The sequence below is a fragment of the Micromonospora sp. NBC_01655 genome (assembly GCF_026339755.1).
Lineage (GTDB): Bacteria > Actinomycetota > Actinomycetes > Mycobacteriales > Micromonosporaceae > Micromonospora.
In genome coordinates this window covers 4257231-4283983 of the sequence record NZ_JAPEQF010000001.1, presented here as the reverse complement: position 1 = coordinate 4283983, position 26753 = coordinate 4257231, and the positions used below count along the sequence as shown (strand labels likewise).

Genomic DNA, 26753 nt, shown 5'->3' with positions numbered 1-26753 from the left:
TGCCTTACCCGGTCGTTGGGTACCGCGCCACGTCGCTTGACCTACCGGCGTGGCTCAGGACGCGACGACGGGCGTGAAGCTGACCGGCAGTTCGTCCAGGCCCCGGAGCATGCCAGGCCAGCGCCGCACCTCCTCCAGCGGCTTGGCCAGCGCGAGATCGGGCAGCCGGCGCAGCACCGTACCGAGCGCGATGGTGGCCTGCTGGCGGGCCAGCGCCTGGCCCAGGCAGTGGTGCATGCCGTGCCCGAAGCTCAGGTGCGGGTTCCGGTTGCGGGCCAGGTCCACCACCTCCGGCCGCGGGAACTGCGCCGGGTCGCGGTTGGCGGCGGCCAGCGACACCACGACCATCTCGCCCGCGGGGATCCGGACCCCGCCGAACTCCACCTCCTCCTTGGTGAACCGGGCCACGCCGCGGGTCACCGGACCGTTGAGCCGCAGTAGTTCCTCGATGGCGGGCGGCAGCAGCGCGGAGTCCCGGCGCACCGCGTCGGCGAGACCGGGGTCGCGCAGCATGGCCACGATCGCCGAGCCGATGAAGCAAACCGTGGTCTCGTGACCGGAGAGCAGCAACATGATCGCCATGGCGACGACCTCGGTGTCGGTCAGCCGCTCCGCGGCGTGCGCCTGGGTGAGCGCCGACAGCAGGTCGTCGCCCGGCTCGGCCCGCTTGGCGGGCACCAACTCCTCGAAGTAGCGGGTCATCTCGGCGCGGGCCGCGTCCGCCCGGCGCAGCGTGTCCGGGTCGGCGGGTGGCATGGCCAGGCCGACGCTCCAGCCGCGGAACAGCCGGTGGTCCTGGTACGGGACCCCGAGCAGCCGGCAGATCACCGCGATGGGCAGCGGGAAGGCGAGGTCGTTGACCAGGTCGGCCCGTCCGGTGGGCGCCACGGCGTCGAGCAGCCCGTCGGTGAGCTCCTGGATCTGTGGTTTGAGCTGCTCCACCAGCCGGGCGGTGAAGCCCCGCGCGACGACGCCCCGCAACCGGGTGTGGTCGGGCGGGTCCACCGACAGCATGCTCCAGGCCAGTACGTTCGCCCGCCGCCGCTGCTCGGCGGGGCCGGGCAGGACGGAGGCCCCGTATTCGAGGCTGTTGCTCAACCGGGGGTCGTTCAGCGCGGCGACGGCCTCGGCGTACCCGGTGACCAGCCAGACGGGCACGGCGCCGCGCAACCGGACCCGCTGGACCCGTCCGCTCGCGCGGATCGCCTCCAGCAGGGCGTACGGATCCTCCTGCTGGGAGAAGTCCTTCGGGATGTCGAACCTGGCGGGGGCGACGGTCACGGGAGCGCTCCTTCGCTGACGGCGTGGCGGATGGTCGCCGGTCGAACCCATTCGGTGAGCAGGCGGCCGTCCCGGACCCGGAACCGGACGCTGGGGCGGGGCGAGGCGGTGTCGACGACGAGCGTCCGCTCCTCCGTCCAGCCTTCCAACCGGAACTCCGACCGGCCGATGTGCACCAGCGCGAACGTCGGATCGCCCGCCAGCACCAGGACCGGCCGTCCCTGGTCGACCTCGATGCGGCCCGGCACGTCGGGCCGGGCCTCGTCCAGCGGGTCCTCCTCGGACCACCGCGAAAAGTCGGCGGGCACCGGGAACTCGCAGCCCAGCCCGGCCAGGTCGGCGGCCCGCAGCGGCACCGGGTCGGTGGCCAGCAGGACGTCCGGCCAGGGCAGCCGGTCCAGGTACGCCTCCGGGAACAGGTCCAGCAGCGACCGGGTCACCAGGCAGTCGATCACCAGGTGGACGCGCGGTTCGGGTCCGGTGTTGCGCACGTAGTGCGGCCGGTCGAAGTCGCCGAACCACAGGCGGCCCACGTCCCAGTGGTACGGCGTCGACTCGATGACCAACTCCGCGCCGGGATTGGTGATCACCGGTACGTGCAGCCGCAGCACGCCCCACGGGTATCCGCACTTGCCGTCGCGGTGTTCGTGCACCTGCGCCCCGGGGCCGAGGGACATCAGCCGGACCGCGCGCAGCGGCGCCGGGATGGTGGAGAGCACCTCGGCCAGGTACGGCGAGCGGGCCAGCAGCGGGGTGTCCCGGTACGGATCGAGGCCCGCGCCGCCGGGATCGGTACGCCCCGGGTCGCCGGTCGGGCTGCGCAGCGGCAGGATTCGCCAGTCGATCTCGACCGGGGCGGCGAGTCCGGCTTGGCTGTAGGCGCGCTGCGCCCGCCAGCGGTGGTCCCGCAACGCGTGTACCTCGTCGGCCAGGCGTGCCGGGTCGTACCGCCGGTCCAGCGGCACCACGGCGGGGAGAGCCGACTTCGCCGCCCGGACGCGGTTCACGCCGACGCCTCCTTGCGCACGACGACCCCACCGGGGTCCTCGGCGGAGACTCCGGCGAACACCAGCCCCGGGGCAGGCGCCAGCCCGGCAGCGGCCAGGTCGGCCAGCACCGGCTCCGGCCGGTGCATGTTGTGTCGGCGCTCGACCTTCTCCGTGGCGAGCAGCCGGTCTTCGTGGAACGTGCGGTAGATGTAGGTGAGCTGCGACTCGTCCGGGCCGAGCGCGGTGGCGGCGGCGGCGAGCTCGTACCGGCACTCGCCGACGGTGACCTCGTCGACGACCCGCTCCGGGAAGTCCGGTGCCGGTTGCCTGAGCACCATGTCCATGGCCAGCAGGCCACCGTCGGCGAGGTGGTCGGCGACGGCGCGGAACAGGTGCGGCCGGTCGGCCGGCCGGATGTGCTCCAGCACGCCGCCGAAGTACGCGTAGTCGAACCGACGGTCGAGCCGGAACGGCGGCACAGCGACATCGAGCACGGTGACCCGCGCCTGCAGGTGCGGCCGTTCGGCCAGCTTCGCCAGCAGCACCGCGCGCATCGTCGCGGACCGTTCGAGGCAGACCAAGCCGGCCACTTTCGCCGCCACGGCCAGCGTCGCGCGCCCGGTGCCGGGTCCAATCTCCAGCGCATATCCGTCGGACGGGGCGAACTCCGTGAAGAACGACACCGAGGGGAGCGCCTCGTCGCCGAGCTTCGCCCGGAATAGATCGTAGTAACCGGCTGCGAACGCGTACGGATCCGGGCCTCGCATGTTCGTGTCCTCCTGGTCGAGTACATTCTTTCCGGCCAGGACAGTGCCCGTCGGGCACCTTCGGAACATCGTCCGGGTGCCCGACGAACACTGCCTCTCACTTCAATTTGACTCAGTGCCAGTAACGCATGTCGTCCCTCCCTTCGTCATCGATCGGGAATGCGACCGCGACCGGCTATCGCAGGGCGATTTCCAGACGGTCGAGGCCACGCAGGGTGAGGTTGCGCCGGTACGCCGGCTCGGCGAGCAACCGGGCATGTGGGTACTCCGTCGTGAGGACGGTGCTGAGGATCCGGGCCTGCAGTGTGGCGAACGGCGACCCGAGGCAGGAGTGCGCGCCCCGGCCGAACCCCAGGTGCGGGTTGGGTCTGCGGTCCGGCCGCCAGGCGTTCGGGTCGGGAAAGCGCTCGGGGTCCCGATTGGCGGCGCCCAGCAGCAGGGTCACCGCCTCGCCGGCCCGGATCCGCACCTCGCCGAACCGGCTGTCGGTCACACAGGCGCGTGCCGTGGCCTGCACCGGTGAGCTGAGCCGGACGAGTTCGTCGACGGCGGCATCCGGTTCGGCGTGGCGGAACGACTCCGCCCGGCCGGGCTCGGCGAGCAGGACCGCGACAGCGAGGCCGAGCAGCCGGCTGGCCGACTCGAAGCCGGCGTGCAGCAGGACCCGCAGGCTGTTGGCCACCACGGTGCGGTCGACGCCGGCGTCGTCGGCGTGCCGGGCGACATGGGCGATCACCCCGGCTTCGGGCGGATCGGTCAGCCAGGTCCCGGTGTACGCCGCCAGCTCCGCCCGGGCGCCCATCGCCGGCGGGCCCAGCTCGGGCCAGAGGCCGGCGTCCATGCCGTCGGCGATCCGGTTGGCGACCGGCACGAACCAGGCGAGGTCCAGCTCGGGCACGCCGAGCAGGTCCGTGATCGTACCGGCGGCGAGGGGCTCGGCCACCTCGCCGACGAAGTCGAAGCGATCACGCTCGGCGAGCCGGCCGAGCAGGGCCCGGGTGCGCCCGGCCACCAGCCGCGCCGCGGCCGGGGTGTCGACCAGCCGGGTCGCCTCCATGAGCAGCCGGCGGATCGCCGTGTGCTCCGGCGGATCGAGGGTCTGCACGCTGACCGCCTGTGGCGGAACCTGTTCGCCCACCCGTCGCCAGTCGGCGCCGAACCGGGCGCTGTCCCGCAGGACGGCGGTGCAGTCGGCGTGGCGGGTGAGCATCCAGGATTGCAGCGGCTCGTAGTAGAAAATCGGTTCCCGTGCGCGCAGCCGGGCGTAGACCGAATATGGGTCGCGCAGATCCATCTGCCGTAACAGGGGACCGAGCGGATCGTCCATGTCAATTTCAGGCAGCGTCATATCCGCGCACCCCTCAGGCGTAGGCATGCGCCTTGTGGGCGCGTACCGCCGATGGTCTTTCTGCCGGTATCGGCATTCAATCACATGACGTCTGTCGATGGAAGGTCCGGAAACCGGCGCTTGTGGACAGCTACGGTGGCATCGTGGCGTACCGACGGCGGGGCCGGCTACCCGTAGGCCCGCCGCAACGCCGAGGTGCTGCGCGGATACGACGGGGCGTTGCCGGGGTCACCTACGACGTGCCACTCCAGGCGCGCGTCTGGGTCACCGCGACCGCGTGGTCGGTCTCAGCCGCCGGACGATGGCGGGGCGCAGTCCGAGAGGGTGAGTCGGATGAGCTGGTCTTCGAGACGCCGCAGGTTCGCGGTTCGGGTCAGGGTTCCCCACAGGGGCGCGTTGACGGCACCATCGGCGGCGGAGACGACCAGCGCGAGAACCTCCTCCGGCAGACCGTCGGCCCGCAGTTCCCGGTCCCAGCATTCGGCATCGGCGCGGGCCAGCTCCGCGACGGCGGGTATCGTGATCAACTGAGCGAGCAGGGCGATGGTCTCCAGCAGCACCCGCTCGTCCTGCGAGGTGTCCAGACAGGCGCGCACATAGGCCCGGGTGAGTCGCCCCGGCGCGGTGTCGGCCGGATCCAACGCGGACTCGACCGCGTTCCGGAAGGTCTGCAGTAGATCATCGGCCAGGGCGCGGATCAGATCTTCCTTGCTGGCGAAGTGGTAGACAAGCCCGCCCTTGGAGACGCCGGCCTGCTGGGCGATGTCGTCCAGCGTCGCCGAGACACCCCGGGTACGGATTATCGCCCCGGCCGCGTCGAGCAGGAGCCGGCGCGTCTCGCCGGGTGAGCGTCCGGCCTTACGGCCCACCGTCGTCCCTCCCTCTCCCCGCCCGCGTGCCCTCAGGAAATCCGGGTCAGTCTCGCGTTGACGGGATGGTACGCCAAGCGGCGATGGCGGCGATGGCGGCAAGGATCGCGGCGGCCACCGAGGTGATCTGCATGGCGTGGACGAACGCCTCCCGTGCCGCGTGCGCCAGGTCCGAACCCGGTTCGACCACGCTCAGCGCCGAGGCGAGGGAGTCCCTGATCCGGTCCTGCACCGTGCCGGGCAGTTCCTCGGGGATGGCGACGAACGCCCGGTAGGCGAGCGTCACCACCGATCCGAGAATGGCGATACCGAGCGCCACACCAAGCTCGTAGGCGGTCTCGGAGATCGCCGACGCCGCGCCGGCCTTGCGGGGCGGTACCGCGGAGACCACCACGTCGGTGGTGAGCGTCATCGCCAGCCCGACACCGAGCCCGACCGGCACGAGCGCGAGACCGAGCCAGAGATAGTGTTCGGCCCCTTCGGCGGCCGCGACCAGTAGCAGCCCGACGGCGGTCAGCCCCAGCCCGGCGGCGATCGCTCGACCACGGCCGAGCCGGGTGATCGCCACCCCGACGAGACCGACGACGAGGATGGAGGCGATCGTCGCGGGCATCTCGGCCAGCCCGGCCCGCAGTGGGCTGAAACCGCGGGCGAGTTGCAGGTACTGGGAGAAGAAGAAGAGCAGGCCGGTCAACGCGAAAATCGCGATGAAGTTCGCCAACACGGCACCGCTGAACGCCGGATTGCGGAACAGGCCCACGTCGATCAACGGCGCGGTCAGGTGTCGCTGCCGGCGCACGAAGAGCACGCCCAGCACCAGGCCGGCCAGGAGACAGCCGAGGGTGATCGCGTCGAGTCCGTCGCTGACCGCGTGCTTGACCGCGTAGACCAGGGGCACGATCGTGGCCATCGACAACCCCGCGGAGAGCAGGTCGAAGCGTCCGGGGTTGGGGTCGCGGGACTCCGGCAGCAGGATGATGCCGGTGACCAGGAGCGCAACCATGATTGGTACGTTGATCAGGAACACCGAGCCCCACCAGAACCGTTCCAGCAGCGCGCCGCCGACCAGCGGCCCGAGCGCGATCCCGCCGCCGCCAGCCGCCGACCAGACCGCGATGGCCCGGGTGCGCTGGCGCGGATCGGCGAACATGTTCCGGATGATCGACAACGTCGACGGCATGATGGTCGCCCCGGCCACGCCCAGCAGTAGCCGAGCGGCGATCAACAGCTCCGCGCTGGTCGAGAAGGCCGCCAGCAGTGAGGCCAGGCCGAACGCCGTCGTACCGATCAGCAGCAGCCGCTTGCGGCCGACCCGGTCCGCGAGCGTGCCCATCGTGACGAGCAACCCCGCCAGGGCCAGCGAGTAGATGTCCCCGATCCACAGGATCTGCGTCGCGGTCGGGGCCAGATCGCGGGTCAGTGACGGCACCGCCAGGTAGAGCACCGTGCCGTCGATCGCCAGCAGCAGCACTGCGGCGACCAGTACCCCCAACGCCGCCCACCGACGCCCCTCCGACATGACCTGGGCATCCATGACCGGCCGCTTACCCGCACTCATGGCGAGTGACTATACCGACCAGTCCGTACAGTTTCCCAGTCCGCGCCGCGAAACCCGGCGGAAGCTACCTGCCGGCAGCTACCTCCCGGACTGGTTACTGACGCACCGCCGGCGGGCCGGTCGCCGACGTTCGACGGATCGTGTCTGCCATCGGCCTGCGCCTGGGAATTACTACGAGGCGTAGGAACTAACTGCGTCCTGGGTGCGACCAACCCGACAGCAGCACAACATCCTCGGAGGCAACTTCAATGCGTACAGCCGCCACACCGGGACCGCGACGGCGCCCGGCGGCCTTGACGACCCTCATGGCCACCGTCGCCGCGGTGGTCCTCGGTTCGGCCGGGTGCGGGTCGTCGGACCCCGCGCCGGGCGCCGGTCCCAGTTCGGCAGCGACCACCCCGGCCGGTCCGATCACGGTGCGAGACCCGTGGGTGAAGGCGGCCGACAGGGGGATGACGGCTGCCTTCGGCACTCTGGTCAACAACAGCGACACCGACATCACCGTGGTGAGCGCGAGTACGCCGGTGTCACCGATGGAGCTGCACGAGATGACCATGAAAGACGGCAGAATGGTCATGCAGCCCAAGGTTGGCGGGATCGTCGTCAAGGCCAAGGGCAGTCACGTTCTGGAGCCCGGCGGCGACCACCTGATGTTGCTGAACGTAACCGCCCCGGTCAAAGCCGGTGACGAGCTGACGTTCACCCTGACCTTTGCCGATGGGAAGACCCTCCAGTTCTCGGCGGTCGCCAAGCCATTCACCGGCGCGGGAGAGAGCTACGATCCCGGCCACCCGAGCATGAGCATGAGCCCGGCGACGTGACCGGCCGTGGCACCGGCCGGCCGGTGAGCAGACGAGGCCTGCTCACCGGTGGTGCCCTGACAGCCTCCGGGGCCCTGGCCGGCGCGGTGGCCGCGACGGTGGCAACCCGGGACCACTCAGCCGCCGCCACAGCCACCACCGTCGGGACGCTCGTCGAGCCGTTTCACGGCACCCGGCAGGCCGGAGTCGCCACCGCCGCGCAGGCACACGCGTGCTTCGTCGCGTTCACCCTCCGGCCGGACCCGGACCGGGCGGTGCTGGGCCGGATGCTGCGCCTGCTCAGCGACGACGCCGCCCGGCTCACCCAGGGGCAGCCGGCGCTGGCCGACACCGAGGCCGAACTCGCCGTCCTACCGGCCCGGCTGACCGTGACATTCGGGTTCGGGCCCGGCCTGTACCGGGCGGCCGGGCTGGCCGACCGCCGGCCTCCGTCGGTGGCCGAGCTACCGCCGTTCGCCGTCGACCGGCTCCAGCCGGCCTGGTCCGGCGGGGACCTGCTGCTGCAGATCTGCGCCGACGATCCGGTCACCGTCGCCCACGCCCAACGAATGCTGATCAAGGACAGCCGCCCGTTCGCCACCGTCCGATGGGTGCAGCGGGGCTTCCGTCGCAGCCACGGTACCCAGCAGGGGAACCCGACCCAGCGGAACCTCTTCGGCCAGCTCGACGGCACCGCCAACCCGCGACCCGGCACGCCCGCCCTCGACACCGCCGTCTGGAGCACGGATGAAGCGCCCTGGCTACGCAACGGCAGCACCCTGGTACTACGCCGGATCCGCATGGACCTGGAGAAGTGGGACCTGCTCGGCCGCACCGACCGAGAACTGGCCGTCGGCCGACGGCTGGACACCGGAGCACCGCTGACCGGACAGGCCGAGCACGACCCGCCGGACTTCGCCGCAGTCAACGGGGCGGGCCTGACGGTGATCCCCGACTTCTCCCACCTGAGCCGGGCGCACGTGACCGAGGACCGGCAGCGAATCCTGCGCCGGCCCTACAACTACGACGAGGCCCCGGCAGCCGACGGCACCGCCGACAGCGGGCTGATCTTCGCCTCCTATCAGGCCGACATCACCGAACAGTTCCTACCCATTCAACGGCGGCTCGCCGAGCGGGACCTGCTCAACGAGTGGACCACGCCGATCGGTTCCGCCGTCTTCGCCATCCCGCCCGGCTGCCCGCCCGGAGGGTGGATCGGCCAACAACTCCTCGGTTAGATCACGCACGCACAGCTCCCGACCTACTCCCGCCGACCTGGAGACACCTGCCATGTCCGTACCGTCGCGCCGAGCCTCCGCCATGGCCCGGCTGAGCCTCGCGGCCCTGGCTGCCGTCCTGGTCGTCCTCGGCGTGCCCACACCGGCCCAGGCCCACAACAGCCTCCGCTCCGCCGACCCTGCCCGCGACGCCACCCTGAACGTCGCGCCGACGGAGATCGCACTGGAATTCACCGAACGGCTGAATCCCACCTTCACCACCATCGTGGTCACCGACGCCGGCAACCAACGCGTCGGTACGGGAGCACCCGTGGTGGCCGAAACTCGTGGCACGGTCACCCTCACCGCGCCACTGGGCAATGGCACCTACACCGTCGCCTACCGGGTCGTCTCCGCCGATGGTCACCCTGTTCAGGGCTCCTACGCCTTCGCGGTGGCTGATCCTCGGTCCAGCACGAACCCAACCGCCGTACCCGTACCGTCCGGCGCCGCCACAACCAGTCCAGAGCCCACCGCCGCCGCTGCGGCGAAGGAGAACGGCTCGGGGGCCGGCGTGTTCATCGGCGCGGCGGTATTGGTCGGGCTCGTCACGACAGCCGGTGCGATGTGGTGGCATCGCCGGATCCGCCGATAAGAAGATCCCGCCAGGGCCGCTGGGCGCACCGATCCGACCGGCAGCCGACGCGCTGGTCCAGCCCGAGATCAAGGTCAAACGAATGTCCGAAACCGATGCCCGACACCGGCGCCCGATCGAGGGCGAGACCGGACAGGGCACCCCGCCTCCGGTAGCCGTCGCGGAAGCTCCTCCCCGTGGCCGAGCTGACGTCCGTCGGTCGATGGCCCCTTTCCCTTGGTGGTTGACCGTCGTCGTCGGCGTTGTCGCGGTCGTCGTGCTGCTGGCCGCACTGCGCGCTGGTGGCGCCCTGGCCACGGCCATCCCCGGCCTGCCCGACCCCGGCCCGGGCGTCATGTGGGCGTTGCCGGTGTTTCGGCTCCTGCTCAACACCTTGGCCACGCTGACGGTCGGCATGACGATGACCGCCGCGTTCCTGCTTCCCGGAGACGGGCCGACGGTCTGCGCCCGTGGTTACCAACTGCTGCGCCGGAGCACCGTGACCGCGGCCGGCTGGGCGCTGACCGCCACTGTCCTGATCGTCCTCACGGTGTCAGACCTGCTCGGACAACCGCTGAACAACCTGGGTAGCGCCACCGTCGTCAGCTTCGCGGCCTCCATCCCCCAAGGTCAGGCACTGCTACTGCAAGCCGGGCTCGCCCTGGCGGCGGCGGTGCTGTCGCGGGCCGGGGTGTCCCGCTGGCTGGCCGCCACGGTCGCGCTGCTCGCGATGGCCGCACTGCTACCACCGGCATTCACCGGACACGCCGCCGGATCCGGCAACCACCAGATTGCGGTAACCAGCCTCGCCCTGCACATCCTCGCCGCCGGCATCTGGGTCGGTGGACTCGCCGCCCTATTGATGATGCGCCGCAGCCGCCTGCTCGCGGACACCGCCACCCGGTACAGCCGCCTCGCCCTGGGCTGCTGCACCGCCGTCGCGATCAGCGGCCTGGCCAGCGCCGCCGTACGCCTCGGCACAGTCGACCAGCTATGGCAGTCCCGCTACGGTTGGCTGCTCTGCGGCAAACTCGCCGCACTGCTCGCCCTCGGCGCGCTCGGCGCGAGACACCGGCGGCACACGCTCCCCGCCCTGCGAGCAGGCCAGCGCGGGGTATTCACCCGGTTCGCCGCCGCGGAACTGGTCGTCTTCGCCGCCGCCGTCGGACTCGCGGTCGCCCTCTCCCGCAGCCCCACCCCGATCCCGGACGACCCGCTCGACGCCGACCCGCTCACCGAACTGCTCGGCTTCGCGATGCCCGCCGCGCCAGCCGCCACCCGAGTGATCGGCCAACCGCTACCGGACATGTTCTTCCTGACCCTCGTCACCCTCGGCGTCCTCGCTTACCTCACTGGCGTGGCACGCATGCGGCGGGCCGGGCACCACTGGCCGGCGACCCGGACCGCGAGCTGGCTGGCCGGCATGCTGCTGCTCGCCGCGATCACCAACCTCGGGATCGCCCGCTACGCCTACGTGCTGTTCAGCGCACACATGGTGCAGCACATGGTGCTGTCGATGCTGGTACCGATCCTGCTCGTCGGTGGCGCCCCGATCACCCTCGCGCTACGGACCCTGCGCCGACCGGCCGACCCGCAGATGCGCGGTGCCCGGGAATGGCTGCTGCTCGCCCTGCACAGCCGACCGGCCAGGATCCTGACCCACCCGCTGGTCGCCCTCGCCATCTACACCGGCAGCCTCTTCGGGCTCTACTTCAGCGACCTGCTCGGCACCCTGATGCGCTCCCACCTCGGGCACCTGGCCATGCTCACCCACTTCGTCCTCGCCGGCTACCTGCTGTTCTGGGTCCTCATCGGCGTCGACCCCGGACGGCCCAGACTCGCCCCACCCCTGCTGGTGATCATCCACCTGGCGTCGATGATGGCGCACGGCTTCTTCGGCCTGATCCTCATGCAGAGCACCACCGTCATCGCTCCCGACTGGTACCTCGCCGTGCATCCTGACTGGGCCGCACCGCTACTCGACGACCAGCACCTCGGCGCCGGCATCGCCTGGGCCTTCGGCGAGCTGCCCGCCGCCGTCGTCATGATCGTCCTTGTCCGGCAATGGATCCGCGCCGACGAACGCGAACAGGCCCGCCTCGACCGGGCCGCCGACCGCGCCGACGCCACCGGGACGCCCGACGACCTCGCCCGTTACAACACCTTCCTTCGCGACGCCGCCCGCGAAAGCGACCGCCGCCCGGACCGCCCACGATGAGGTCAGGCCGACCGTGCCGTCGACGGTGTCCACCGCAGGCGCGCCGACGACGGCATCGACAGCGCCGGTCACAGGACCCCGAGTGACCCTGGCGACGCCGACCACACCGTCAGGTCGTCCACACCGGCGGCCGACGAGCCCACGCAGCTCGCCGGCTGAGCTCACCCTTCGGTTGCGATTGCCGCGATGGCGGCGTGCGGCCGATGAGCGCCTTCGCTGGGCCGCTGCAGGCGCTCAACCTCCGTGAAGCCGGCTCGCGTCAGTCGCTCGGAGAACTCGTCGACGGGCCAGCGATAGGCGGTCACGACCTTGTGGTCGAAGGCGGCGACCTCGTCACCTACGAAGAGACCAAGCACTAACGTTCCGGCCGGGGCCATTGCCCGCCGGAACTCAGCGAGCACGCCGTCGAGATTCTGCGGCGAGAGATGGATCAACGAGTACCAGGCCAGGATGCCGGCGACGGAGTGGTTGGCAACGGCGAGGTTGTCTATCGACCCGAGTTGGTACCTGCCGCCCGGGTGGGCCGCCTGCGCATGGGCGATGAACTCGGGGACCATGTCGATTCCCGTTGCGTCCACGCCCAGCGAGCGAAGGTAACCGGTGATATGGCCGGGCCCGCAGCCCAGATCGAGCACCGGGCCAGGTCGGTCCGCCAGATGTCGCCCGATGAAGGCGAGGTCGTCGGCGTGTACCTGCTGGCTTGTACCGAACAGGCCGATGTAGAGCTCTGCGACGGACGCATATGCCTGCCGGACCTGTTCCAGGTTCACCGCATGACCTTATCGGCCCTCGGATCGGGCAGACCCGCGGTCCTCAGGGAATGACCTCGCAGCCAGCGAGCGAGGCGGGCCTGCTGGGAGAGACCTGGGGGGACTCGCTCCTCGGCCGCGATCCTGGCACACCATCCACTGCTGGGTCGCCCCGGCGAGGGGTGGCCGATCGTCACCGCCGCACCCGAACTTTCGCAGGTATCGACAAAAGTTGCGTTTGGTTGGTCGGAAGATCTGGTTATCGCGACGAATGTGGTCGATGATGTCTCCTGACCCATGATCGAAGTTCAGCGCTACGCCGGGCAGGCACCCTCGGCGCGTGTCGATCGTGGGAACGTCCCGACCCCCGTCCCTGGAGGATCGATGCCCCGTCCCCCCTCGCGCGCGAGACGTCTCGTCGCACTCCTCAGTGCCGTCCTCGTCGCGCCCCCGGTCGCCGTCGGGCTGGCGCCCGGCGCCGTCCACGCGGCGGACCTGCCGCCCCAGGAGCCCGGTGTCACGCTGCGCACGTACGACGTGCGGGTGCCGCTGAGCACGATCTGCACGCTCAAGCCCGGCCAGACCCCGAACGTCGACAAGCTGATGCCGGTCATCGACTGGCGCACCGCGGCCGACTTCGGCTTCGAGGACAACTTCGTCACCCACGCCCTCGGCAACATCAACATCCCGGCCGCGGGTGCGTACACCTTTCGGTTGACCAGCGACGACGGCTCCCGGCTCTACATCGACGACGCGCTGGTGGTCGACCACGACGGGCCGCACGGCGCCACCTCGAAGGACGGCGCGGTCACGCTGACCAAGGGCTACCACGCGCTGCGCGTGGAGTACTTCGAAGCCGGCGGCGGCCAGCAGCTCACCCTCTCGTGGCAGCCGCCGGGCGAGACGAGCTTCACCGTGGTGCCCAACTCGATGCTGAGCACGGACGCCGGCGTCGTCCGGGTCACCGCGCCCGGATTCAAGGCCTGCCAGGGGGTGTCCGACGCTCCGGGAGACGGGCTCCCGCTGGACTCGGTCAACCCCAACTACACCCTCACCGACCTGCGGCCCGCCGGCTTCGAGCCACAGGTGTCCGGGATGGCGTGGACCGCCGACGGCCGGCTGGTCATCTCCACCTGGGGTGAAACCGACCAGCTACAGGGTGAGGTGTACATCCTGGACAACGTGACCGGGGCGACGAGTCCCGACCAGGTCACGTACAAGAGGGTCGCCAGTGGGCTCAAGGAGCCGATGGGCGTCGCGGTCGTCGACGGCACCATCTACGTCTCACAGAAGCACGAGCTGACCGAGCTGCGCGACACCGACGGTGACGAGGTCGCCGACGAGTACCGCAACGTGGCCAGCTGGCCGTTCGGCGGCAACTTCCACGAGTTCGCGTTCGGCCTGCTCTACAAGGGCGGCAACTTCTACCTCAACCTTTCGGTGGCGATCGACTTCGGCGGCGCCACCACCAACCCGCAGCCGGCGCCGAACCGGGGCACCAGCATCGTGGTGAACAAGCGCACCGGCAAGGTCAGCTACGTCGCCGGCGGCCTGCGCACGCCCAACGGCATCGGCTGGGGTCCGGACGATGCCCTCTACGTGACCGACAACCAGGGCGGCTGGCTGCCCGCGTCCAAGCTGGTCCGCATCGAGCAGGACAAGTTCTTCAACCACTACACCAACCCCGCCGGCCCGTTCGACGACAACCCGGTGGCCAAGCCGGTGCTCTGGCTGCCGCAGAACGAGATCGCCAACTCGCCGAGCACGCCGGTGCTGCTCAAGAAGGGGCCGTTCCGCGGGCAGTTGCTGATCGGTGACGTCACCTACGGCGGCCTACAGCGGGCGTACCTCGAGGAGGTGGACGGCGTGCAGCAGGGCGCGGTGTTCCGCCACACCCAGGGGCTCGAGGCCGGCGTCAACGAGGTCTCCATCGGGCCCGACGGCGCCGTCTACGTCGGCGGCCTGGGCGCCGGCGGCAACTGGGGCCAGGCCGGCAAGCTCAATCACGGCCTGCAGAAGCTGACCCCGAACGGCGCCAACACGTTCGACATGAGGTCGATGACCGTCACCAAGCAGGGCTTCACGATCGAGTACACCCGGCCGCTCTCCACCGCGACGATCCAGAACATCGCGCAGAGCTACCGCCTGGAACAGTGGCGGTACGCGCCGACCCCGGCGTACGGCGGCCCCAAGGTGGACGAGGAGCAGTTGACCGTCACCGGGGTGAAGGTCTCCGCCGACCGCAAGAAGGTGACGCTGACGGTCCCCGGCCTCAAGCGCGACCGGGTCGTGCACCTGCGCTCGCCGCGCCCGTTCACGGCGGCCAACGGCGAGGAACTGTGGAACACCGAGGCGTGGTACACGCTCAACGAGATTCCCGGTGCCCAGCCGGACCGGATCTTCTACGAGGCCGAGGAGGGGCACCGGAAGGGCTCTGCGACCATCGACACCGAGCACGCCGGCTTCTCCGGCGTGGGCTTTGTCGACGGTTTCGGCTCGCTGAACACTTCCACCACCGTCCACGTCGAGGTGACCAAGGCCGGTGAGTACGAGGTCGGGCTCCGCTACAGCAACGGCCCCAACCCGTTCCAGGGCGACAAGACGATCAGCATCTACGTCAACGGCCGCAAGGTGAAGCAGACCGTTCTGCCCTCGACGATCACCTGGAAGCAGTGGGCCACCAAGACGGAGCTGCTCACGCTGCGCCGCGGCGTCAACGCGATCGAGTACCGGGTCGACGCGCCCGACACCGGGCACGTCAACCTGGACCTCATCACGGTGCGCAAGACCGGTGAGCGAATCGTCCTGTTCGACGGGGTCGACCTCTCCGAGTGGCAGCACACCGACGGCCGCACGGCGAGCTGGGCGAAGGTCGAGGGCGGGGCGATGGAGGTCCGCAACGGCGACCTGCGCACCAAGCAGGCGTTCGGTGACTTCCGGCTGCACGTCGAGTTCAAGGTGCCGCTGCTGCCGCCGGAGGTCACCGGCCAGGCCCGCGGCAACAGCGGGGTCTACCTCCAGGAGCGGTACGAGATCCAGGTGCTGGACTCGTACGGCGACCCAACGCTGGACACCAACGAGGCCGGCGCCATCTACCTGCAGAAGGCGCCCGACGTCAACGCCGCGACACCACCCGAGACGTGGCAGACCTACGACATCGAGTACCGCGCTGCCCGCTACGACAGCACCGGCACCAAGATCGAAAATGCCCGGGTGACGGTGGTCTGGAACGGTGTGCTCGTCCAGGACGACGTCGCCATCACCGGCCCGACCGGCGGAAACATCCCCGAAGGCCCCGCGACGGGGTCGATCCGCCTCCAGGACCACCAGAACACCGTGCAGTACCGCAACATCTGGATTGAGCCGCTCGCCTGAGCGGCGCACCGGACGGTGCCGGGTCGGGTCACCCCCGATCCGGCACCGGTCGCCGCCGCCTCGGCGGCCCGGCGCTTCCGGACCGGTCGCCTGCTCCGGTGGGGGAGTGTCCTGATCTCGGCTCTGTCTCACATTCGGTGGTGACGGAGGGTGCGGGGGCACCGACACTCCACCAGCCACGGCTGGAGTACAGAACGCGAGGTCTGGGCCCGCGAGGTCTGGGCCGGCCGTTGGCGCCTTCGCTTCGCCGAAGAGGTCACCAGGCAGGATCCCCTGGTCTGTGCGCTGTTGGAACGGGCCGCCGATGTCGACCTCACCTCAGACGACCGATGTCGACTTCACCTCAGACGAGGTGGCGGCCTACGGCGCGGCACGGTTCAACAACATATGCATCGGTCCCACTTTAACTTATATCGCACTGGGGGGCTTGCGGCAAGACCCGGGTCTTGCCGCAGAATCGTCGGCCGGATCCAAGAATGGACGAAGAATTGGGGCACGGCGTGGTGATCCACCCGGTCAGCGAAGTGCAGTGGACGACGGCCGCCTCGGAGGTATCGCAGTGATCGAGCAGTACGTGTTAGGTCTCCAAGAGGTCGACGAGACGCAGGGCGCGACGGTTGGCGGCAAGGGCGCGCACCTGGGGGCGTTGTCGCGGATCGACGGCATCCGGGTGCCGGCTGGCTTCTGCGTGACGACGGACGCCTTCCGGCGGATCATGGCCGAGGCGCCGTGGATCGACGATCAGCTCGATCAGCTGTCGCGCCTGCACCCGGACGACCGGGAGGCGATCGGCACGCTCAGCGCGGAGATCCGCCGGACCATCGAAGGGATCGTCCTCCCCGACGATGTGGCTGCGGCGATCACCCGGGCTCTCACCGGGCTCGGTGCGCGAGCTGCCTACGCCGTCCGATCCAGCGCGACGGCCGAGGACCTGCCGACGGCCTCCTTCGCAGGCCAGCAGGACACGTACCTGAACGTCATGGGACTGGCGGCGATCCTCCAGCACGTCAGCCGGTGCTGGGCCTCGCTCTTCACCGAGCGCGCCGTGACCTACCGTCAGCGGAACGGCATCGACCACCGCACCGTCTACCTGGCCGTCGTCGTGCAGAAGATGGTCTTCCCGCAGGTGGCCGGCGTCCTGTTCACGGCCGATCCCGTCACGTCCAACCGAAAGGTCGCCTCCGTGGAGGCCAGCTTCGGCCTCGGCGAGGCTCTGGTCTCCGGGCGGGTGAACGCGGACGCCTACAAGGTGCGGGACGGTGAGATCATCGACAAGGCGGTCGCCACCAAGCGGCTTGCCGTCCACGCCCTGCCGGGTGGCGGGACGAGGGAACAGGCGCTCGACTCGGAGCAGCAGGAGCAGCCGGCGCTGACGGATGCACAGGTCGTGCGGCTGGTGCGGCTGGGCCGGCGGATCGAAGCCCACTTCGGCCACCCCCAGGACATCGAATGGTGCCTGGTCGACGATGACTTCCAGATCGTCCAGAGTCGGCCGATCACCACGCTGTTCCCCGTCCCCGAGACCGGCGACGGAGAGAACCATGTCTACGTCTCCGTCGGTCATCAGCAGATGATGACCGACCCCATGAAGCCGCTGGGGCTCTCCGTGTGGCAGCTGACGGCCCTCGCGCCGATGTACGACGCCGGTGGAAGGCTGTTCGTCGACGTCACCCGGCGCCTGGCATCGCCTGCGAGCCGCGCCGGCCTGCTCGCTGTCATGGGAAGAGGCGATCCGCTGGTCAGGGACGCGCTGGAGACCGTCATCGACCGCGGCGACTTCATTCCGTCGCTTCCCGATGAGGGTCCAGCAGGGCCGCCCGCTGGCGGCGCGCCCGCCCCGATCGAGACCGATCCGGCCATCGTCACCGACCTGATCGAACGCAGCCAGGCGTCCATCGCCACCTTGCAGCGCGACATCCAGACGACATCGGGGCCGGCGCGGTTCGACTTCCTCTTGGCGGCCTTCCAGGAGCACAAGCGGGCCGTGGGGGAGCCGCGGAGCATGCAGGTGATCATGGCGGGGATGGAGGCCTCGTGGTGGCTCAACGAGCAACTGCAGGCGTGGCTGGGCGAGAAGAACGCGGCCGACACCCTCACGTTGTCCGCGCCCCACAACGTCACGTCGGAGATGGGGCTGGCGCTCCTCGACGTCGCCGACGTCATCCGCCCGCATCCCGAGGTGGTGGCCTTCCTGCAGAAGGTCGAGGACGAGGGCTTCCTGGACGAGCTGGCCAAGCTCCCGGGCGGCCGGGAAGCGCGGGACGCCATCCGGGCCTACCTCGACAGGTACGGCATGCGCTGCGTCGGCGAGATCGACATCACGAGGCCGCGCTGGAGCGAACGCCCCACCGCGCTCGTGCCCGTCATCCTCGACAACATCAGGAACTTCGAGCCGGGCGCCGGCAAGCGGCGCTTCGAGCAGGGGCGCCAGAAGGCGGACAGGAAGGAGCAGGACGTCCTGGAACGCCTGCGAGCCCTGCCGGACGGGGAGCGGAAAGCCGAAGAGACCAAGCGGATGATCGATCGAGTCCGCACCTTCATCGGGTACCGGGAGTACCCGAAGTACGCCATTGTCAGCCGCTACTTCGTCTACAAGCAGGCCCTGCTGGAAGAGGCCGAGCGCCTCGTGCGCGACAACGTGCTTCGGGAGAGGGAAGACATCTTCTACCTCACGTTTCAGGAGCTTCACGACGTCGTGCGCACGCACCAGGCGGATGATCAGCTCATCCGCCGGCGGAAGGAGGCGTTCAGGTCGTATCAGGCGCTCACACCGCCCCGGGTGCTCACCTCGGAAGGTGAGGGCATCGCCGGGGCGTACCGACGCGACGATGTGCCGACCGGCGCGCTGGTCGGCCTCCCGGTTTCCGGCGGGACCGTCGAGGGGCGAGCCCGCGTCATCCTGGACCTGGCCGAGACCGATCTCGAACCGGGCGACATCCTGGTCACAGCCTACACCGACCCGAGCTGGTCACCCCTGTTCGTCGCGGTCGAGGGGTTGGTGACGGAGGTCGGCGGCCTCATGACCCACGGGGCGGTGGTCGCCCGGGAGTACGGCTTGCCCGCCGTCGTCGGTGTGGAGCATGCGACCAAGCTGATTCGGGATGGGCAGCGGATTCGCGTGCACGGAACCGACGGGTACGTCGAGATCCTGTCTTGACTGACCACGACCGGGAAGGCTGTTCGTAGCTTCGGTCGAACCAGTTGCGCCGGGCATGGTCAAAGGGACGGCCACGGCTGCGGTTGGCGCTGGGTAACCCTGCCTGGACGGACGCGGACCGCTTCGGCTCCGCCCAAGGACGACGTGGCCGCTGTATCCGGGACCGAGGACGATGGTCCGGCTGGGGGGTGGGGCGCCGACGATGCTGCTCTCCGCCGCGGGTATCGCGGGAGCGAAGTCCGGCCCGCCCAGGTCTGCGGCGTCCGCCGCGTCACCGTCGCCCATGATGACTCCTTCTCGTCGACTCGGCGGGTGCGACGCCTGGTGAACTCTGTCTACGATCCAGATCCTGACACACAGGATATCCTGGCGTCCATTATATTGGGTGGATGAGTTCTCGGGTGATGACGGAACCAGCCTTCTTCATCCTCACCGCGCTGGTCGACGCTCCGCGCCACGGCTACGGGATCGTGGCGGACGTGGCGGAGCTGTCGCGGGGGCGGGTGCGGCTGAAGATCGGCTCCCTGTACGGGACTTTGGACCGGCTCGTCGGCGACGGCTTGGTCGAGCTGGACCGCGAGGAGGTATGGCAAGGGCGGTTACGCCGGTACTACCGATTGACCGAGCGGGGCCGCGAGGCCCTCGCCGTGGAGGCTGAACGGCTGGCCGCGAACGCGCGTCTCGCCTCGACCCGGCTGCGTGATCAGCGGAACCCGATCACGGGGCCGGTGCCATCATGAGCCGGCTCGAAGAGCGCTACCGCCTCGTGTTGCGGCTGCTGCCCGCTGGCTATCGACAGGAATGGGAAGACGACATGGTCGCCGCCTTCCTGGAGAGCATGGACGACGACGACCCGGAAACCGCCGAGTACGCCGCAGACTACGGCCGGCCAGGCCTGGCGGAGGTCGCCAGCATCGTGTCCCTGGCCGTCCGGTTGCGTCTCGGCGGCTCCCAGGCGCCAGCCCGCTCCTACGCCTGGGGACAGGCCGTGCGACTGGCGACCCTGATGGCGATGCTGACCCACGCCGTCATGGTCACCGCCAGCATCGCCGTCACACTCTGGCTGTCCGGGAGGATCGCCTGGTTGCCGGCACCCGCACCCGCATGGGCGCTCACGCCGCCGTCGGGTATCTGGCACACCGCGTGGAACCTGGCCGGCTACGCCTGGCTCCCTGCCTACCTCGCGCTCGTTCTCGGACACCGCCGCGTGGCCCAGGCGGTCGCCCTGCTCGCCATCGTGCCACCCGCCGTCACCACCGCCGTGGAGCAGGCCACCAATGACGTACCACTGTCAGTGACGCCCTGGGCCGTGCGGCTCATCGACATTCTCCTGGTACTCGCCATGGCGGCGTTTCACCGCGACGCCCCACCCGTGCCGCGCCGCCCGTGGCTCCTCGCGATACCGATCGGCATCCTGCTTGTCCCCCTGCCGCTGTTCGCCATCCAGGCCACGAGTCAGGCACCGAGGCTGCTGGACTGGCCCGGCCTGTCCTGCGTCATGGTCACCGCCGCCATCGCGGTCCGCCTAGCCGGGCGAGCATCCCGGCAGTCAGCTTCCACGCTGCCGTGGTCGCTGGCGCTCACCCTGCTCGCCGCGACCACCCTCGCCCTACGACTCGTGACTCTGCCCGACTACATCGGCCAGGCACAACGCACCGCACTCGGCACAATCGCGGTGACGGAAGCCATCGCCGTCCTGGCCGTGGCCCTACCGCTCGCCGGACGAGCCATCCGAGCGCTGCGCCGGCTTCCACCGATCCCTGCCGACGCACAAGCGCCCACCACACCGACCGGGTAGGACCCACCCCCGTCACGATGCCACCGGCCCGCACCGATCCACCTGTCATGCCGCTGTCACGGGCTTGGCGCGGCGGGAGGTGCGGGCCCCTGGTTTCAGCTACTGCCGGGCAATAGACTGTCGAGCACGCCGGTGATCTGGAGAATACGGCGGACCCGGCCCGTGGCGTTGACCAGAACGAGTCGGCGGCCCACCGCCGTCGCCGTGTTCCGGGCGGTGATCAGGGCGCTGATGACGGTCGAGTCGATGAACTCCACCGCGTGGACGTCGACCTCGACCAGCTCGGCGGTGTTGATCGTCGCTGTGAGGAGATCCAGCAGTCGTGCGGCGGCGTTCACGTCGATCTCCCCGGACAGCGTGAGGACACTGCGGTCGTGCTCGACGCGGACGTGGTGCTGCCAGGTGGGGATGGGAATCACTTCTCGTCGTCCTCCGCCTGTTCGGTGAGGTGTGCCTCGCTCGCGTCCACGCGTTCTGCCCGGGGCATGGCGCGGCGCGACAGGTAGGCGGTGACCGAGGCGGTCATGCCGTCGGGCCGGCGGTTCAGCGTCAGGCCGCCGGTCAGCTCGTCGGCCAGCCACAGCCCTCGCCCCCCGGCCACATCTGCCGCCGGTAGCCGCACCTGCATGCTGCCAGCGGCGGCACCCTGGTCGCTGACCTCGCAGACCAGAACGTCGTCCCGGCGGCGCAGCTCGACGTGCCCGTGGCCGCCGCCGTGGCGCACCGCGTTGGCGACCAGCTCGTGCACGGCGAGAACGAAATTGTAGCCGGCGCCCTCGGGCATCCCCGCCGCGGACACCAGCGCCTCGACCGCGTGCCGCACCTCGGTGACCGTGGCGGCGGTGAAATCCTGCGACATCAGCGCCAGCTCGAAGGTGGCAGGCCCGCGCGCGCCGCCATCCCGTTCATGGAGCTGCCTGTCGTCGCCCATGCGGGGAGGCTACCCGGCCCCGACCGATCCGCGACCCTTGCACACCGGCAAGTGCCCCGCCCCCGCCCACCGCCGCGCGATACCGCTCTGCTCATGGGGCCGCGCCAGGTTCTGCGGGTAGGTCTGAGCGCGACCCGTCAGCGATACCTGCGGGCGTTGAGCCGGGCGGCCTGGCGGGTCAGGTGGTCGCGTTCGGCGAGGTTGGGTGCCTTCTGGGCCGCCTCGGCGTACAGCCGTGTCGCTGTCGCCAGGTCGCCGGCGCGTTCGTGGAGGTGTGCCGCCACCGCGGTGTGGCGGGGCAGTGAGTCGTTCAGCGCCGCGAGCGCTGCCAGGCCGGCGCGCGGTCCGTCGGCCTCGCCGATGGCCACCGCGCGGTTGAGCCGGACGATCGGGCTGTCGGTCAGGCGTGCGAGTTCGTCGTACCACTCGACGATCTGGATCCAGTCGGTCTCCTCGGCGGTGGGCGCGTCTGCGTGGAGTGCCGCGATGGCGGCCTGGGCCTGGAACTCGCCCAGCCGGTCGCGGGCGAGGGCCGCCTGTAGGATCTCGACACCTTCGGCGATCGACGTGGTGTCCCATCGGCTGCGGTCCTGCTCGGCGAGCGGCACCAGGCTGCCGTCGGGCGCGGTCCGGGTGGCGCGCCGGGCGTGGTGGAGCAGCATGAGGGCGAGCAGCCCGGCCACCTCGGGGTGGTCGATCGTGGCCGCGAGCTGCCGGGTGAGCCGGATGGCCTCGGCGGCGAGGTCGACGTCGCCGGAGTAGCCCTCGTTGAAGACCAGGTAGAGGACGCGCAGCACGGTGGCGACGTCGCCGGGCTGGTCGAACCGCACGCCGGAGACGGTGCGCTTGGCCCGGCTGATGCGCTGCGCCATGGTCGCCTCGGGCACCAGGTATGCCTGGGCGATCTGGCGGGTGGTCAGCCCGCCGACGGCGCGCAACGTGAGCGCGACCGCGGACGACGGCGTCAGCGACGGGTGGGCGCACAGGAAGTAGAGCTGGAGCGTGTCGTCCACCGCGGGCGCGGGCCCGGGCGCCGGCTCCTCGTCGACGAGGTCCTCACGCCGGCGGCGGGCGGCGTCGGACCGGGTCGCGTCGAGGAACCGGCGCCAGGCCACGCTGACCAGCCAACCCTTCGCATCCCGCGGCGGGTCGGCCGGCCAGACGCGGACCGCCTCGACCAGCGCGTCCTGCACGGCGTCCTCGGCCGCCGCGAAGTCGGCTCCGCGGCGGACGAGGATCCCGAGCACGCTCGGCGTGAGGCTCCGGAGCAGGGCCTCGTCCACCTGAGCAGTCACTGCGTGATGGTGGGCGGCGCGGCCAGGAACGGGCGCACCTCGAGCCACTCGTGGATCGGCTTCCCGCCCGCGCCAGGGGCGGCCGACAGCTCCCCGGCGAGCTCGATGGCGCGCTCGTAGCTGTCGACGTCGATCACCATCCAGCCGGCGATGAGGTCCTTGGTCTCGGCGAACGGGCCGTCGGTGACCGGCGGGCGACCCTCGCCGTCGTACCGGACGAACATCCCCTCGGCGGCGAGCGCCTGACCGTCGACGAACTCGCCGGTCCCCTCGAGCCGGGCCGCGAAGTCGTTCATGTACTGCACGTGCGCCGAGATCTCCTCCGGCGTCCACTGGTCCATGGGCACGTCGTTGACCGGAGCCGGAGCGCCGCGGTAGTGCTTGAGCAGCAAATACTTGGCCATCGTGGTTCTCCTCGATGCTGGTGCGACCCATCATGGTCGCGTTCACCACGGGGACGGAGCCAGTCACCAGTTCTCGACATCACCGTCCGAGATTTTTTGGGTCTCGTAGCTGAACCTGGGTGAGCCGCCTCGCGGTGTTCACGGCGTGGCGGGAGAGTGCACCCGGGTAGGGCCCGACGGCAGCCCGGCTGGCGGGGCCTCGCGTCGCAGGGTGCGGCTGCTACCGGGTCACTGGACTCGACGATCGTACGTTTGTGCTGGTCGGGAGGGTGTCGCGCGTCCCGTGGAGCCCGGTGAGCGTGGGGTGGATCTTCCGTCCGGAGCGTGCCGGCAACGTCGAGGAGCACGCGGGCAAGCAGGTACCCGCCGCTCACCTCCGCGTCGAGCAGCTCGCCGCCGTACTCGATCCACAGCCGGCTCCGATCGAGCGTCGCAGGGTACGGCCCCTTTATCAGCCGGTCCGCGCTACTCGACGGGCTGACGACGGTGAGATTGTCACGCGTCAGCGGGTTCGCCGTGCTGATCGCTTGCGTGGCGGGGTCAGCAGATCTGCGACCGTCGCGATCGCACTGGGCACCAGCCGGTAGTACGCCCACACCCCGCGCTTCTCCCGCTCCAGCAAGCCGGCCTCGGTGAGGATACGCAGGTGGTGACTGACCGTGGGCTGCGAGAGGCCGAGCGGCGCAGTCAGGTCAGAGACGGAAGCCTCGCCCTCCGGGGCCGACTGGATCAGGCTGAGCAGCCGCAGCCGGGCGGGGTCCGCGAACGCCTTCAGGACTCCCGCGAGCCGCTCGGCATCGGCACGTTTGATCGGCTCACCGGCGAGTGGCGAGATTTGGGGCATAGCCGTTCCAGTCGATTTGTTTCCCACAACTGCCATCGTGCCATCCGCAGCACCCATCCATGCACATATCGGGTGTTCCGGGCGATCGCCGGACCGCTCGCATGGATCCTCAGGGCTCCACAGGTGGCCGACGGGCGTGCGCGCCTTACTGTGTTGGCCATGATCGAGACCGCTGCCCGGAAGACCCGCAAACGGCGCAGGAACAGCGTGTTCGCACTTGCGTGCATCAGCTTGGTGCTGTCGCTGATCGCGTGCGGTGTGGCCGGGCTGGTCTTCGACATTGACGAACTAGATGCCCTCCCGGTGCAGTCAGGTCCGCAGGTCGCCAGCGCGGCTCAGGTGGAAGCTGTCGCTCACGTGACCCTGCCTCCCGGAGCCGTGTTGCTGTCCGCCGCTTACAGCAACGGCCTGGAAACCCTGCTTTCGGCGAAGATCCGCATACCCCGTACTGCGCTTGACGCCTTCATCGCTGAGGCAGAGTTCACGGCGGCTCCCGCACCGGGGGTTCGGGCGGTCGACGCGAAACACAACGTCGGCGGCGGCAGCCTGTGGGACCCCGAAACCGCCAGGACCGTCTCCGGCATCGTCGAGGAGCAACCCACCGCCGACGGCACGCGCCGATCGGTCCTGTTCGACCTAGACGCACCCGACGTGGTCACCGTGTACCTGTACGCCAGTCGCGGCTGAAGCTCGCGGCCGGCCCTACGGCATTCGGGGTGCGTACCGCACATGCCGGGACGTGGAGCCGCCGGCGGTGTAGCCGCAGCCCGGGAGAGGGCGCGGCTACACCGGTACGGCCCACGGGACCGGGGTTCACGACGTGGGCGTCGGGGCGGCCAGTTCGTCGGCCCGGTCGCGGCTGCCGTGCTGTGCCGTCTGCCCGGGGACCGGTGAGGCGGCGGGTCCGGGCCGGTCGCGTGCGGCGCGGAGCGCGGTGGCGATCAGGATGGCCCCGCCCGCCGTCAGGACGGCGCTGACCACCGCGGCGATCCGCATCTCGTGGGTGAAGGCGTCGAAGGCCACGCTCCGCAGCGCCTGTGCGGTCTGGCCCGGTAGGGCCGCAGCGGTGTCGACGGCGCCACCGAGGGTCTCCTCCGCCGCCGCCAACTCCTTGCCGGTGAGGCCCGCGGGGGCCTGGGACTCCATCTGCGAGCGGTAGACAGCGGTGCCGATGCTGCCGAGGACCGCGATGCCCAGCGCGCCGCCGAACTCGGCGGAGGTCTCCGCCAGGGCGGAGGCCGCCCCGGCTCGCTCCGGCGGCGCGGCGGACAGGATCACCTCGGTGACGACGGCGGCTACGCCGCCGATGCCGATGGAGACCACGGCCAGGGCGCTCACCAGGTAGACGATGCCCGAGTCGGTCCGGATCAGGGACAGCGCGACGTATCCGGCGGCTGCCACGAGAAGCCCGGCGGTCATCACGTTGGGCTTGCCGATACGCGGTGCCATCGCGGTGGCCAGGGCGATACCCACGGGCATCACGAGGAACGTGGGCAGCGACCACAGGGCCGACTCGAACGGGCTCATGCCCAGGACGAGCTGCATGAACTGCCAGTTGAACAGCGAGAAGCCGACCATCGCGAAGGTCGCCAGTGCGTCGATGAGCAGCGGCACGTTGAACCGGCGGGTGCGGAACAGCGCGAGGTCGATCATCGGGTTCACGGCCGTGCGTTGGCGGCGGATGAACAGTGCTCCCACGGCGAGTCCGGCGGCGATGCAGGCAGCCGGGGTCCATCCGAAGCCGTGCTCCGCCGTCAGCTTGATGCCGTAGATCACGGCGAGGACGGCCACCAGGGACAGCAGGGCGCCGAGCAGGTCGAAGCGGCCCGGCTTGGGGTCGCGGTACTCGGGCAGCAGCAGTGGCCCGAGGACCAGCAGCAGGATCATCACGGGGACGTTGATCAGGAAGACCGAGCCCCACCAGAAGTGCTCCAGCAGCAGGCCGCCGATGATGGGGCCGACGATGGCGCCGCCCGCGAAGCCGGCCGTCCAGACCCCGACGGCGGTGGCCCGCTGCCGGTCGTCGTGGAACATGTTCCGGATCAGGGAGAGGGTGGAGGGGGCCAGCGAGGCTCCGGCGATGCCCATAAGCATGCGGGTCGCGATCAGCATCTCGGGGCTGGACGCGTAGGCGGTCAGGACCGAGGCGAGACCGAAGGCCGTGGCCCCGGTCAGCAGCACCCGCCGCCGTCCGATCTGGTCACCGAGGGTGCCCATCGTGATCAGCAGCCCGGCCAGCAGGAAGCCGTAGGCGTCCATGATCCACAGCAGTTGGGAGCTGCTCGGCTGAAGGTCCGCCGTCAGGGACGGGAGCGTGACGAACATGACGGACATGTCCATGGACGCCAGTACGCACGGCACCACCAGAACGGCGAGCCCGACCCATTGTCTGGTTCCGGCTCTCTTGCTCGCTTCGGTCACGTCCTTCGCTCCTGCTCTTTCGGCTGGCTGTGGCATGTCGGCCGGGACGGATTCCGTCACTCGGTGCGTACTTAGTACGCGGGCCGCTGCGTACAGGA

The 26753-nt window shown here is 70.2% G+C and carries 22 protein-coding genes; 9 read left to right on the top strand and 13 right to left on the bottom strand.

Annotation, left to right across the window (positions count from 1 at the left end; genetic code table 11):
• Nucleotides 1–54 precede the first annotated feature (54 nt).
• The 6 genes from OOK41_RS19685 to OOK41_RS19660 all read right to left on the bottom strand — a co-directional run bounded on the left by OOK41_RS19685 (nucleotide 55) and on the right by OOK41_RS19660 (nucleotide 6812).
• Entirely contained in the window at nucleotides 55–1281 is a 1227-nt protein-coding gene (locus tag OOK41_RS19685) for a cytochrome P450 (protein ID WP_266266237.1), read from the bottom strand.
• The gene (locus tag OOK41_RS19680; RefSeq protein WP_266266236.1) at nucleotides 1278–2288 is read right to left on the bottom strand and encodes an aspartyl/asparaginyl beta-hydroxylase domain-containing protein; all 1011 of its coding nucleotides are present in this window, start codon (nucleotides 2286–2288) and stop codon (nucleotides 1278–1280) included. The genes OOK41_RS19685 and OOK41_RS19680 overlap by 4 nt, the downstream gene beginning before the upstream one ends.
• Nucleotides 2285–3037: a class I SAM-dependent methyltransferase gene (locus OOK41_RS19675; RefSeq protein ID WP_165878049.1), complete on the bottom strand. Its 753-nt coding sequence runs from the start codon at nucleotides 3035–3037 to the stop codon at nucleotides 2285–2287. The genes OOK41_RS19680 and OOK41_RS19675 overlap by 4 nt, the downstream gene beginning before the upstream one ends.
• A gap of 175 nt (nucleotides 3038–3212) precedes the next feature.
• Nucleotides 3213–4385 carry a cytochrome P450 gene (locus tag OOK41_RS19670; RefSeq protein WP_266266235.1) on the bottom strand — a complete coding sequence of 391 codons (1173 nt, stop codon included), beginning with the start codon at nucleotides 4383–4385 and terminating at the stop codon, nucleotides 3213–3215.
• Nucleotides 4386–4672: 287 nt separating this feature from the next.
• Nucleotides 4673–5254 carry a TetR/AcrR family transcriptional regulator gene (locus OOK41_RS19665; RefSeq protein WP_266266234.1) on the bottom strand — a complete coding sequence of 194 codons (582 nt, stop codon included), beginning with the start codon at nucleotides 5252–5254 and terminating at the stop codon, nucleotides 4673–4675.
• Between the two features lie 46 nt (nucleotides 5255–5300).
• Entirely contained in the window at nucleotides 5301–6812 is a 1512-nt protein-coding gene (locus tag OOK41_RS19660; protein ID WP_243639301.1) for an MFS transporter, read from the bottom strand.
• A gap of 248 nt (nucleotides 6813–7060) precedes the next feature.
• Here OOK41_RS19660 and OOK41_RS19655 point away from each other — a divergent pair, with 248 nt between their 5' ends.
• The 4 genes from OOK41_RS19655 to OOK41_RS19640 all read left to right on the top strand — a co-directional run bounded on the left by OOK41_RS19655 (nucleotide 7061) and on the right by OOK41_RS19640 (nucleotide 11681).
• Nucleotides 7061–7633 carry a copper chaperone PCu(A)C gene (locus tag OOK41_RS19655; RefSeq protein WP_117667070.1) on the top strand — a complete coding sequence of 191 codons (573 nt, stop codon included), beginning with the start codon at nucleotides 7061–7063 and terminating at the stop codon, nucleotides 7631–7633.
• Complete coding sequence (locus OOK41_RS19650) at nucleotides 7630–8850, top strand: Dyp-type peroxidase (protein WP_266266233.1); 1221 nt, start codon at nucleotides 7630–7632, stop codon at nucleotides 8848–8850. Before OOK41_RS19655 ends, OOK41_RS19650 begins: the two co-directional genes overlap by 4 nt.
• An 82-nt stretch (nucleotides 8851–8932) precedes the next feature.
• Nucleotides 8933–9484 carry a copper resistance CopC family protein gene (locus OOK41_RS19645; protein WP_266266232.1) on the top strand — a complete coding sequence of 184 codons (552 nt, stop codon included), beginning with the start codon at nucleotides 8933–8935 and terminating at the stop codon, nucleotides 9482–9484.
• A 223-nt stretch (nucleotides 9485–9707) separates the two neighbouring features.
• On the top strand, nucleotides 9708–11681 hold the full coding sequence (locus tag OOK41_RS19640; protein WP_266266231.1) for a cytochrome c oxidase assembly protein: 1974 nt from the start codon (nucleotides 9708–9710) through the stop codon (nucleotides 11679–11681).
• A gap of 161 nt (nucleotides 11682–11842) precedes the next feature.
• On the opposite strand, the gene OOK41_RS19635 is transcribed toward OOK41_RS19640, so the two are convergent.
• Nucleotides 11843–12451 carry a bifunctional 2-polyprenyl-6-hydroxyphenol methylase/3-demethylubiquinol 3-O-methyltransferase UbiG gene (locus OOK41_RS19635; RefSeq protein WP_266266230.1) on the bottom strand — a complete coding sequence of 203 codons (609 nt, stop codon included), beginning with the start codon at nucleotides 12449–12451 and terminating at the stop codon, nucleotides 11843–11845.
• Nucleotides 12452–12814: 363 nt separating this feature from the next.
• On the opposite strand from OOK41_RS19635, the gene OOK41_RS19630 reads away from it, so the two are divergent.
• The 4 genes from OOK41_RS19630 (at nucleotide 12815) to OOK41_RS19615 (ending at nucleotide 20760) form a co-directional block, all read left to right on the top strand.
• Nucleotides 12815–15805, top strand: coding sequence for a family 16 glycoside hydrolase (locus OOK41_RS19630; protein WP_266266229.1), 2991 nt, complete (start codon nucleotides 12815–12817; stop codon nucleotides 15803–15805).
• A 559-nt stretch (nucleotides 15806–16364) separates the two neighbouring features.
• Nucleotides 16365–18962, top strand: coding sequence for a rifamycin-inactivating phosphotransferase (gene rph, locus OOK41_RS19625; RefSeq protein ID WP_266266228.1), 2598 nt, complete (start codon nucleotides 16365–16367; stop codon nucleotides 18960–18962).
• Nucleotides 18963–19351: 389 nt separating this feature from the next.
• Nucleotides 19352–19702: a PadR family transcriptional regulator gene (locus OOK41_RS19620; RefSeq protein ID WP_243639298.1), complete on the top strand. Its 351-nt coding sequence runs from the start codon at nucleotides 19352–19354 to the stop codon at nucleotides 19700–19702.
• Nucleotides 19699–20760, top strand: a complete 1062-nt coding sequence (locus OOK41_RS19615) for a hypothetical protein (RefSeq protein WP_266266227.1) — start codon at nucleotides 19699–19701, stop codon at nucleotides 20758–20760. Before OOK41_RS19620 ends, OOK41_RS19615 begins: the two co-directional genes overlap by 4 nt.
• A gap of 95 nt (nucleotides 20761–20855) precedes the next feature.
• Here the strand turns inward: OOK41_RS19615 and OOK41_RS19610 are convergent, their stop codons facing one another.
• The 5 genes from OOK41_RS19610 to OOK41_RS19590 all read right to left on the bottom strand — a co-directional run bounded on the left by OOK41_RS19610 (nucleotide 20856) and on the right by OOK41_RS19590 (nucleotide 24234).
• A complete protein-coding gene (locus OOK41_RS19610; RefSeq protein WP_117667052.1) occupies nucleotides 20856–21179 on the bottom strand; it encodes an STAS domain-containing protein in 324 nt (107 codons plus the stop codon).
• Complete coding sequence (locus OOK41_RS19605; RefSeq protein ID WP_266266226.1) at nucleotides 21176–21691, bottom strand: ATP-binding protein; 516 nt, start codon at nucleotides 21689–21691, stop codon at nucleotides 21176–21178. The genes OOK41_RS19610 and OOK41_RS19605 overlap by 4 nt, the downstream gene beginning before the upstream one ends.
• A gap of 137 nt (nucleotides 21692–21828) precedes the next feature.
• Nucleotides 21829–22974: an RNA polymerase sigma factor gene (locus OOK41_RS19600; RefSeq protein WP_266267903.1), complete on the bottom strand. Its 1146-nt coding sequence runs from the start codon at nucleotides 22972–22974 to the stop codon at nucleotides 21829–21831.
• Nucleotides 22975–22982: 8 nt separating this feature from the next.
• Complete coding sequence (locus OOK41_RS19595) at nucleotides 22983–23390, bottom strand: YciI family protein (RefSeq protein ID WP_117667046.1); 408 nt, start codon at nucleotides 23388–23390, stop codon at nucleotides 22983–22985.
• A gap of 502 nt (nucleotides 23391–23892) precedes the next feature.
• Nucleotides 23893–24234: a helix-turn-helix transcriptional regulator gene (locus OOK41_RS19590; protein WP_117667042.1), complete on the bottom strand. Its 342-nt coding sequence runs from the start codon at nucleotides 24232–24234 to the stop codon at nucleotides 23893–23895.
• 159 nt (nucleotides 24235–24393) lie between these two features.
• On the opposite strand from OOK41_RS19590, the gene OOK41_RS19585 reads away from it, so the two are divergent.
• Nucleotides 24394–24921: a hypothetical protein gene (locus OOK41_RS19585; RefSeq protein WP_266266225.1), complete on the top strand. Its 528-nt coding sequence runs from the start codon at nucleotides 24394–24396 to the stop codon at nucleotides 24919–24921.
• Between the two features lie 126 nt (nucleotides 24922–25047).
• Here the strand turns inward: OOK41_RS19585 and OOK41_RS19580 are convergent, their stop codons facing one another.
• A complete protein-coding gene (locus OOK41_RS19580; protein ID WP_266266224.1) occupies nucleotides 25048–26574 on the bottom strand; it encodes an MFS transporter in 1527 nt (508 codons plus the stop codon).
• Nucleotides 26575–26753 lie beyond the last annotated feature (179 nt).

Bases quoted from the DNA above. Each gene is read 5' to 3' on its own strand.
- OOK41_RS19675 (WP_165878049.1), bottom strand. From the start codon at position 3,037: ATGCGAGGCCCGGATCCGTACGCGTTCGCAGCCGGTTACTACGATCTA.
- OOK41_RS19590 (WP_117667042.1), bottom strand. From the start codon at position 24,234: ATGCCCCAAATCTCGCCACTCGCCGGTGAGCCGATCAAACGTGCCGAT.
- OOK41_RS19645 (WP_266266232.1), top strand. From the start codon at position 8,933: ATGGCCCGGCTGAGCCTCGCGGCCCTGGCTGCCGTCCTGGTCGTCCTC.
- OOK41_RS19670 (WP_266266235.1), bottom strand. From the start codon at position 4,385: ATGACGCTGCCTGAAATTGACATGGACGATCCGCTCGGTCCCCTGTTA.
- OOK41_RS19615 (WP_266266227.1), top strand. From the start codon at position 19,699: ATGAGCCGGCTCGAAGAGCGCTACCGCCTCGTGTTGCGGCTGCTGCCC.
- OOK41_RS19580 (WP_266266224.1), bottom strand. From the start codon at position 26,574: ATGGACATGTCCGTCATGTTCGTCACGCTCCCGTCCCTGACGGCGGAC.
- OOK41_RS19605 (WP_266266226.1), bottom strand. From the start codon at position 21,691: ATGGGCGACGACAGGCAGCTCCATGAACGGGATGGCGGCGCGCGCGGG.
- OOK41_RS19660 (WP_243639301.1), bottom strand. From the start codon at position 6,812: ATGAGTGCGGGTAAGCGGCCGGTCATGGATGCCCAGGTCATGTCGGAG.
- OOK41_RS19655 (WP_117667070.1), top strand. From the start codon at position 7,061: ATGCGTACAGCCGCCACACCGGGACCGCGACGGCGCCCGGCGGCCTTG.
- OOK41_RS19620 (WP_243639298.1), top strand. From the start codon at position 19,352: ATGAGTTCTCGGGTGATGACGGAACCAGCCTTCTTCATCCTCACCGCG.
- OOK41_RS19630 (WP_266266229.1), top strand. From the start codon at position 12,815: ATGCCCCGTCCCCCCTCGCGCGCGAGACGTCTCGTCGCACTCCTCAGT.
- OOK41_RS19595 (WP_117667046.1), bottom strand. From the start codon at position 23,390: ATGGCCAAGTATTTGCTGCTCAAGCACTACCGCGGCGCTCCGGCTCCG.
- OOK41_RS19585 (WP_266266225.1), top strand. From the start codon at position 24,394: ATGATCGAGACCGCTGCCCGGAAGACCCGCAAACGGCGCAGGAACAGC.